Here is a 4,627-nt window from a genome sequence, read left to right as displayed (position 1 = left end):
TAGCTTTTAGCTTTTAGCAAAATAGCGTCGTTTTTATTTTCGGAGTAAAAATCATTATTTTTGGAGAGGTAATAGTAGTTTAGATACGTTTTCCTGCTTAAAAACTAAAACAAATTCCCTGTACATGTAAAACCAAATAGTGCGCGCTTTCGGCCAACGCGCTTGCAAGCTAAGCGCCTACAAGTAATAGCATTTTTACTTATTGTGGTTATTACATTGGCTGTGCGTTAGGTCTCGCTTCGCTAAAATCAACCTACGGTTGTTGCATAGCTACAAGCTTGCGTATAATGCCCGTATTCTGGCTGTATATATTAGCCGCTAATTTGGATTTAATAATGAAAAAACTCTCTGCAGTGCAAGTAAAACAACAAGCACTTGTGCTTAATGTTGCCGATAAACTAGAAGCACAAGGGCGCGAAGAAATCCCTGGTATGTTGCAGTGCTGGTTTGATGTGGAATACCACTTATTTCCAAGTTCGCTACTTTTGTGTTTTCAGTTTGAAAGCGAGCAAGCGTTAGCAGCCGCAGAGCCTGATTTATTAAAATGGCAAAAGCGTTTAAGCGGCGCAATGCTTAAAAAAGGCGTAATTTTAAAAGATATGCGTAAACATTTAGTGTTTACCTTAAAAGGGCCTGACGATTAAAGCAGGGCTTTAAATTAAGATTAGAGCAAAACCTTGAAGCGCTATAGTTTATAAATACTAATTTAAGCACATGATAAGGGCAATAAAATCGCCCTTAATTATAATCCGCTGAATATAGCTTTTGCGGTCATTAAATGGAGGTAATGCTCTTTTAGCTTCTTTATCAAATTATTTTTAAACGGCATTACTGGGGGAAGGCTTTACACTTTTCCTTAATCAAAAATTAGAAAAACCGACCTCTGCCGAATGCTATAATTGCTCGTAATCGAATTAAGTTAAGCCCAAGATAAAACATTTCACTGAAACTTTTTTATCAACTGATTGGCATTATTTATATGTATTTGGCACTTTTCTTTAGTTAATAAGCTTTCATCTAAAGATTTACTTTTATCTGCATTTTCAAATGAATTTATGAAATCAACCTGCGCACTATAAAATCGATTACTTAAGTCAGAGTTTGACTCTAACTCAGAGCTTAAATAACTATTGAGCTCATTATGCAACTTACTATATTCTTTTATTTTTTCGAGAGTCGCTTTATTATTTAAATTTTCACAAAGTATTAAGCCCGCAGAAGTTTTTCCAGCAAGATGAAAGTCAGCACTTAGCGTAGCAATTAAAAAAATACTAAGCATCATTTAACATTCCTTTTTAAATATAAAAAATATTTTTTGATAAACTCGGCTAATATAACTAAAAATATTACGAGCAGTAAAAGTCACTCAAAAACTGTGTGGGTATGGGGTCAAATTTTTGACTTCAGACATCAAACCACTTCCCAATGTAATTTAACCTTCTTATCTTCAATCATTAATGCATTTAATCTTTCAACAGCTTTTGATACAGCCGAATAGTGTTTAACATTAAAAATAATTTCTAACGTTTTTAAATTTTAAAACTGTGGCCAAAATTAGTTGACCACTAGAACTAAGATGTGATGCGGAGGTAGGGAGAAATTATTTCTTATAAGCAGACTTTGCTAATATCAAGCTAATGTAAAAAGTTAGTATAGATAACCCAAATAATAATAAAGATACAGACCAACCAAGAGGGCCTGTTTCACATCCGTTATTATATTTACAAGCAATGGTATTCGGTTCTAAAATAAATTGATAAGAAAACCATCCGAGAAATAATGAAAGAGCTAATAAAAGTAAAGCTAATATTATTTTTGATTGTATGGACTTTAACGTTGTTGACCCATTTTCGGATGGATATTTTCGTATCAGGTATAAAAGAAAAAAGCATCCAACACTAAAGAATGTTAAAGTTAAACTATATAATATATTAATTATTTTAGGACTAAGAGTTGATATGAAAATTAATAAAGCTGAGATTAATATTATATAGGTTAGCTCTGAACGCATAATTAAGATTACTCTCTTGCGCTGCAAGAAATAATTAATTCACCACGACTCTGTGAAGTAAGTGCAAAGTAAACATTCATTTTATTATTATCATTAGTCCTTGGAGCGCTCCTTACGCTAATCGTATCTTTTTTAGTTTGTGAAATGGTAATCTTAAAAGAGCTAATCCAGGGATTTTGTACTCCTGTTTGTATAACTGTTGCAGCTGACGCGCTTACAGTAACTTCACCATTTTTATAAATCAACTTATCATCATTAAGAGCTGTCGAAAGGTTTACCGAAACACTCTTTAGCATTTTAGGAGCATCTTCAAAATAATTTTCATTAATAATTGCGCAACCAATTTTATTCATAGGAAAAGATTTGGAAGCCGATATATCACTAAATAATATTAATGATATAGATAGAAATATAAACAAAAGTTTCTTTTTCATGTGAATTATTAGCCCAATACTGTTAAGGATAAAATATGCCTTTACCGGGATTTATATCATTAGCAATCTGCCAGCGAAGAATTCTCTCTAACTCCCAACCTTTCCTGCTTATTTCACCAATAGTAGCGTCTTCAATCTCTCGTAAAATCAATCCTAATTTTTCAGTAATACTAAAATACTCGTCGAGTTTATCTAACGAATATGCTATGCCAAGGCCGATAAATATAGCTACAGCCAGAGGAGCTGCGGCTATTGTAGTTGTTGTTCCTACAGCAGCTGCTGCAACCGCAGCCGCAATACTCGATACACCAACTTTTATCAAAGATACAGCTAAATCGGCAAGTAAATTACTAAGTAAAACCTCATCTTCTAAAAAATGTTGAAGTATTATAATTGGAACTGTAAAAAATATTGTTAAGCGAGCACCGGAGCGAGCACTCTGAATTATGGCTGAAGTTTTCCCTATAGCCATATCGACAACTCGAGCATTTTTAGCTGTTTTAGTGAATATGGTTTTAAATTCGAGTTTACCTTTAAAAATAATATACTTCTCACCTCGAATATATTTTTCATAAACTCGACCAGTAAAACCTAAATCCCGGATCATTTGAATTAATACTCGACCATCTAAAGCCGCTGATATATTACCAGCCACGACTCGGCTTGTGGAGCCTGGCTTATCTTTTGTAGCATTCTTGTGTAATTCAATAAGTTCTTTTTCACTTAGTAGATAAAGTGTTTGATGGTTTTTACGAATGGATTCTATTAGTTTTTTATTATTCTCGATATCCCTGATTTTTAAACTATTCATAGTCAATCCTTGTAAGCATATTCACATTTATTTAGTGATAAGCTACCTAAGTCGGATTAAAAAATCAATATTTCTTGTTTGAGTAATTGAGTGGGCTATTTATAAGGAGTTACTTTGAATTGGCAATACTTTAACAAGTAGCCTTGTAAAAAGAAAAGTATCAAAAAGGAGTTACCCATTAGGTAGAACCAAATAATGACCCCATTGATTTTTAGCGGTATTCACTTATTTTGTTGCTCTTCAGCATAAAACTATAATGAAAAGCCGCCACATTACTGCAACGGCTTTTTACTTTTATGAGCACTTAAAATAGAACCCATAAAGATCAATTTTTAACTCAAAAATTTTTATTAGCCGATAAGGGTCTTTAGATGGGGTCAAATCTTGACTTCAGACATCAAACAATCTCGAAGTTTTTCCAATTGTAATTTAACCTTTTCATCTTCAAGCATTAATTTATTCAATCTACCTACAGCTTTCGATATCGCCGAATAATGCCCAACATTAAAAACAGCTGCTAATGCCTGCAAGTTTAACCCCGTTAAATCTTGGCATAATTTAATAGCAAACCAACGGGGTAAGTTTTTCTCTTTTCGTCCCTTTTTAATCATTACTATATCATCTACCTCAACATTAAAGTATTGAGCTAAGTAAGCTATAACTTCATCTGCTGAGTGATTTTTACTAACAAACTTTCTTTCGCTATCAGGCTTGGCAATATAGTCTTTTATGTTTTCAATAAAGTCCGCACAACCCAAAACCGACAATAACTTTTTAGCACTATAAAAAGCGCTTATTTCTTTATTGTTTTCATATTCAACAAACTGTTTATAAGCAGCATATTTACACTTTTTTCCTTGAAGCGAAAATATAAAGTCCCGAACTAACCATTTCGGCGTCGCTGTGTTTTTGATAAAAGCTGAATATCTAGACCATGTATACTTAGCAAGGTTATCTACCAGTGGTGTGTTCGTTTCAATTGGGTTACGGTGAATGTACCGACTAACATGCAATAAATAGTTATCTGCATCCACCAGCACCGCTTTGTAGCGCCCTCTAAACAGTGCACCATCTTTATTGTGTGTTCTATTAAAGTATTGAGTATAAAGGCCATTAATATGCTTCATGGCTCGGCCTAAATTTGCATCAGGGGTTTTGATTAGCAGGTGGTAATGATTGGTCATTAAACAATAAGAATGCACTTCAATATTAAAGCGAAGGCTTGCTTGCTCAATACAATATAAAAAATACTTAAAGTCGTCATCGCTCAAAAAGGTATTTTCACGCCCTCTTCCCTGATTCATTATATGATAAAACGCATTCTCATAAAGATCTGCAAAGCAAAAATCATAACTCCAAGAAGCTGAAACA

5 protein-coding genes are annotated in these 4,627 nt (G+C 33.5%); 1 reads left to right on the top strand and 4 read right to left on the bottom strand.

Annotated features, from left to right (window positions below):
* The first annotated feature begins 335 nt into the window (after positions 1-335).
* Positions 336-644 (top strand): hypothetical protein, encoded by a 309-nt coding sequence (locus CWC17_RS18610; protein WP_089348600.1) that lies wholly within the window; start codon positions 336-338, stop codon positions 642-644.
* 296 nt (positions 645-940) lie between these two features.
* Here the strand turns inward: CWC17_RS18610 and CWC17_RS18605 are convergent, their stop codons facing one another.
* The 4 genes from CWC17_RS18605 to CWC17_RS18590 form a co-directional block, all read right to left on the bottom strand.
* Positions 941-1,282 carry a hypothetical protein gene (locus CWC17_RS18605; RefSeq protein WP_138614581.1) on the bottom strand — a complete coding sequence of 114 codons (342 nt, stop codon included), beginning with the start codon at positions 1,280-1,282 and terminating at the stop codon, positions 941-943.
* Positions 1,283-2,019: 737 nt separating this feature from the next.
* A complete protein-coding gene (locus CWC17_RS18600; protein WP_138614579.1) occupies positions 2,020-2,445 on the bottom strand; it encodes a hypothetical protein in 426 nt (141 codons plus the stop codon).
* A 22-nt stretch (positions 2,446-2,467) separates the two neighbouring features.
* Positions 2,468-3,256 (bottom strand): hypothetical protein, encoded by a 789-nt coding sequence (locus CWC17_RS18595; RefSeq protein ID WP_212750655.1) that lies wholly within the window; start codon positions 3,254-3,256, stop codon positions 2,468-2,470.
* Between the two features lie 377 nt (positions 3,257-3,633).
* A complete protein-coding gene (locus CWC17_RS18590) occupies positions 3,634-4,560 on the bottom strand; it encodes a transposase (RefSeq protein WP_138614583.1) in 927 nt (308 codons plus the stop codon).
* Positions 4,561-4,627 lie beyond the last annotated feature (67 nt).

It is taken from the genome of Pseudoalteromonas sp. S3785 (assembly GCF_005887365.1).
GTDB lineage: Bacteria > Pseudomonadota > Gammaproteobacteria > Enterobacterales > Alteromonadaceae > Pseudoalteromonas.
This window is presented reverse-complemented; position numbering and strand designations above follow the sequence as displayed.